The organism is Peterkaempfera griseoplana (assembly GCF_001418575.1).
In the GTDB taxonomy this organism is placed as follows: domain Bacteria; phylum Actinomycetota; class Actinomycetes; order Streptomycetales; family Streptomycetaceae; genus Peterkaempfera; species Peterkaempfera griseoplana.
Genome location: NZ_LIQR01000713.1, coordinates 1 through 4119, shown reverse-complemented (window position 1 = coordinate 4119; position 4119 = coordinate 1). Strand labels below are relative to the sequence as shown.

The window sequence follows — 4119 nt, the reverse complement described above, 5'->3', positions numbered from 1 at the left end:
TCCACCACTGCACCGGCCCCCTTCGGTGGGCGGGCCGTGGCCCCGGGGGCCGGTGCAGTGGTGGAAGGCCGGACGGTGGCGCGGGTCGCACAGGAGGTGAGGCGGGTGTCGGGCGGAATCGGGGACACCCCCGGCAGGTGCGAGAGCGGGAAGCTCCGCAAGGTCCCGCTCAGCAACCCCGGACGGCGCCGCGAGGTGCTCCGCGCCGTCCTCGCGCTCCTCGCCGAGGTGGGATACGAGCGGCTGACCATGGACCTGGTCGCCCAGCGCGCCAGGGCCAGCAAGGCGACCCTCTACCAGCGCTGGCCGGGCAAGGCCCAGCTCGTGGTGGACGCCCTCGCGGAGCACCAGCCGGTGATCACCGACGAGGACCGCGGCTCCCTGACCGAGGACCTGCGGCATCTGCTGATGTGCTGGCTGGGAGGCTGGACGGAGCACGACCGCGGGCTGATGATCGCCCTGCTGGAGGGCAGCAGGGCCGACGCCGACCTGGCCCGGCTGCGCAGGGAGCGGCTGAGCCGCCCGGTACGGCAGGCGGCCGAGTCGGCTCTGGCCAGAGCAGACAGGCGTGGGGAGATCCCCCCGGGGGTCGATGCGGAGCTGCTGCTGGAGACCCCCTTCGCGCTGGTGCTGATGCATGTGCTGGTCCTGGACGAGGAGCCCGGCCGCGAACTGGTCGACAGGATCGTGGACGGCGCGGTGGCCCCCGTACTGGACGGCGCCGCGGCCCGGAGCCGGGACCCGTCGCCGCCGCGCAGATAGAACGACCTCGTACTACCGTGGGGTCCGGAGGGCCCGACGCCACGGAACCGTCGCCCCTCGGCAGGCCGCCCGGCTCGCAGACCGGCGGCCGACCCGGCGGCCTCCTCGGGGAGGACGGCGCCGCGCACATCCCGTGACGGCCGGATGAAGGGAGCCGTTCCCATGAACACGACCCAGCCCGCCGCGCTGACCCTGCCGACGCACCGCAGCTGCCCCTGGGACCCGCCGGAGGAGTACACCCGCCTGCGCGAGCAGGACCCGGTCGCCAGACTCGCCTTCCCCGACGGACAGCTCGGCTGGCTGCTCACCCGGCACGAGGACGTCCGCGCGCTGCTCGCGGACGACCGGTTCTCCTCCGACCGGCTGCGGGCCTCCTCACCGGTGCGCCGCATCCCGATCCGCCCCGAGGACGTCCAGGCGCGGGCCGGGATGCTGATCAGCCTCGACCCGCCGGAGCACACCCGGTACCGGCGGATGCTCACCCGCTGGTTCACCGTGCGGCGGATGCGCGCCCTGGCCCCGCGGATCGAGGAGATCGTCGCCGACCACCTCGACGCCATGGAACGCAGCGGACCGCCGGCCGACCTGGTACGGGCCTTCGCCCTGCCGATTCCCTCCCTGGTCATCTGCGAACTGCTCGGCGTCCCCTACGCCGACCGCGGCAGGTTCCAGGGGTGGACCTCCACGCTGCTCCGACTGGACGTGTCCGACGAGGAGGCACTGGGCGCCCGTGACGCGCTCCGCCAGTACATGCTCGACCTGGTGGCCGCCAAGCGGACGGACCCCGACGAGGCGCTGCTCAGCGAGCTGATCCGGACCGACGTGCAGGATCCGCCGCTGAACGACGAGGAACTCGCCGGCATCGGCCGGCTGCTGCTGGTGGCCGGCCATGAGACCACGGCCAACATGCTGGCCCTGGGGACCTATGCGCTGCTGCGCCACCCGGACCAGCTCGGCGTGCTGCGCGAGCACCCCGAGGGCGTCTCCCGTGCGGTCGAGGAACTGCTGCGCTACCTCACCATCGTGCAGTTCGGCACCGTCCGGGTGGCCCGCGAGGACGTCGAGATCGCCGGCCGGCGGATCCGCGCGGGGGAGACCGTCGTCGCCGCCCTGGCCGCGGCCGACCGCGACCCCGGCCACTTCGCCCGGCCCGACGACCTCGACCTCTCCCGCGAGCCCTCCCAGCACGTCGCCTTCGGCCACGGCGTCCACCAGTGCCTGGGCCAGCAGCTGGCCCGGGTGGAGATGGAGATCGCCTTCCCCGCCCTCTTCCGGCGCTTCCCGACGCTCCGCCTGGCGGTGCCGCCCGAGGAGGTCCCGATGCGCGACGACATGTTCATCTACGGCGTCCACGCACTTCCGCTCACCTGGGACGGGTGACCGCACCATGAGGATCCTGATCGACCACGACCGCTGCCGGGGCGCGGGGCAGTGCGCCCTCAACGCGCCGGACCTCTTCGACCAGTCCGACGACGACGGCACCGTCGTCCTCCTCGACGACAGCCCGCCGCCCGAGCTGCACGGCGCCGCGCGTCTCGCCGCCGCCCTCTGTCCCAACGCGGTCATCCGCGTCGTCGACGAGGACTGACCTGCGCCCCGGCCGGCCGACGCGGCCGGCCGGGGCGGAGGGCGACACGCGTCGCCGTCAGGGCCCGGGAGGCCGGAGTTCCGCGACCGGGCAGAGCGGGGCCCGCGCGGATGGCGCGGGCCCCCGGTTCGCCCCGTCCGCCGCCACGGCGGACGAGAGGTCAGCGACCCCGTGGATGGACGGTGACGGCGCAGCTCTCCCGGTTGGCGCGGTCCACCGCGCTCACCCGGTACTCGGCGCCGTGCGGCGCGGCGGGCCCGTCCCACCAGGCCACCCGGGCCCCGGGGACCACGGCCAGCAGCTCCCCCGCGCCCTGCGGGCCGGAGTGCTGCCGCACCGCGTACAGCGCCGGCACCCGCTCACCGCGCGAGCGCATCTCCAGCCGCACCCCGCCGTCGGCGGTGCGGACCGCCGACCCCCGCGGGGGCAGCGGCCCGGGGCCGTCCGCGAGGCGCGGGAGCACCGGCGGCAGCGCGGGACGCCGCCAGTGATCGGCGGCCATGGTGCTGACCCCGCAGACCCGGTCGGCGATCACATCGGCGGAGCTGTAGAGGATCTCGCCGCTGATCTCCGGCATGCTCTCGTCCATCGCCAGGTGCCGGGAGAGCTCGGCGGGGTCCTGCCAGGCGGCCGGCTGGGACGGGTCGCCGGCCTTGTAGACGGCCTGGCCGATCCACAACTGGACGTCCGTGTCCCGTACGGCCCGGGCCCACCAGGGGGCGAGTACCGCGTAGTCGGCGACCGTCAGCCCGATGTTCCAGTAGAGCTGCGGGGCTATGTAGTCCAGCCAGCCCTTCCGCACCCAGCCCAGGGTGTCCGCGTTCAGGGCGTCGTAGGACTGGGTGCCGTTGGTGGCCGAGCCCTCGGGGTCGCTGGAGGCGTTGCGCCAGATGCCGAACGGGCTGATGCCGAACGCCGCCTCCGGGCGGGCGGCGCGGACCCGGTCGCGGACCTCGCGCACCAGCAGGTCCACATTGTTGCGGCGCCAGGCGGCCCGGTCGGTGAAGCCCCCGCCGTAGGCGGCGAACGCCTCGTCGTCGGGGAAGGCGGCGGTACCTGACGGGTAGGGGTAGAAGTAGTCGTCGAAGTGGACGCCGTCGATCTCGTACCGCTCCACCGCGTCCAGGATGGCGTCCTCGACGAAGGCACGCGCCGCCGGGACCCCCGGGTTGTAGTACAGCTGGCCGGCATAGCCGACGATCCACTCCGGGTGCAGCCGCGCCGGGTGGGTGGGGGCCAGCTTCGCCGGGTCGGACTGCAGCGACACCCGGTACGGGTTGAACCAGGCGTGCAGGGCCAGACCGCGGGAATGTGCGGCCTCCACCATGAAGGCCAGCGGGTCGTAGCCCGGGTCCTGGCCCTGGGTACCGGTGAGGTACTGCGACCACGGCTCGAACCGGGACGGCCAGAAGGCGTCGGCTGCGGGCCGGACCTGGACGAAGACCGCGTTCAGCCGTAGCGCCATGGCCCGGTCCAGCAGACCGGTGAACTCCGCCTGCTGCTCCGCCGGACTCAGCCCGGTCCGCGACGGCCAGTCGATGTTGGCGACCGTGGCGATCCACTCGCCGCGCAGCCCGCGGTCGCCCGGTGACGACGCCTGCGGGGACGCGGCAGTGCCCGCCGTCTGCTGCCCGGCGGCCGCTGCCGCGGCGGGCGGTGCGACGGCCCGGGCGGGCACGGCGGACAGGCCGGCCGCGGCCGTCCCGGCGGCGATTCCGGCGGCCCGCAGCAGCGTGCGGCGGGACGGGCGGGGCCGGCCGGGACCGGGG

General features: G+C 74.8%; 3 protein-coding genes and 1 pseudogene. 3 read left to right on the top strand and 1 reads right to left on the bottom strand.

Features of this window, described 5'->3' with window-relative positions:
• The 3 genes from AOK09_RS35850 to AOK09_RS35840 form a co-directional block, all read left to right on the top strand.
• Positions 1-762: TetR/AcrR family transcriptional regulator (locus AOK09_RS35850; RefSeq protein ID WP_157876179.1), on the top strand; the 762-nt coding region annotated here is incomplete at its 5' end.
• Between the two features lie 162 nt (positions 763-924).
• Complete coding sequence (locus AOK09_RS35845; RefSeq protein ID WP_055591357.1) at positions 925-2142, top strand: cytochrome P450; 1218 nt, start codon at positions 925-927, stop codon at positions 2140-2142.
• Positions 2143-2149: 7 nt separating this feature from the next.
• Entirely contained in the window at positions 2150-2350 is a 201-nt protein-coding gene (locus AOK09_RS35840; protein ID WP_055591356.1) for a ferredoxin, read from the top strand.
• A 481-nt stretch (positions 2351-2831) separates the two neighbouring features.
• Here AOK09_RS35840 and AOK09_RS35835 read toward each other — a convergent pair.
• Positions 2832-4037, bottom strand: a pseudogene (locus AOK09_RS35835) (glycoside hydrolase family 10 protein); the annotation flags it as partial.
• Positions 4038-4119: the final 82 nt, after the last annotated feature.

Coding starts and splice junctions, on each gene's coding strand:
- AOK09_RS35840 (WP_055591356.1), top strand. CDS start 2,150: ATGAGGATCCTGATCGACCACGACCGCTGCCGGGGCGCGGGGCAGTGC.
- AOK09_RS35845 (WP_055591357.1), top strand. CDS start 925: ATGAACACGACCCAGCCCGCCGCGCTGACCCTGCCGACGCACCGCAGC.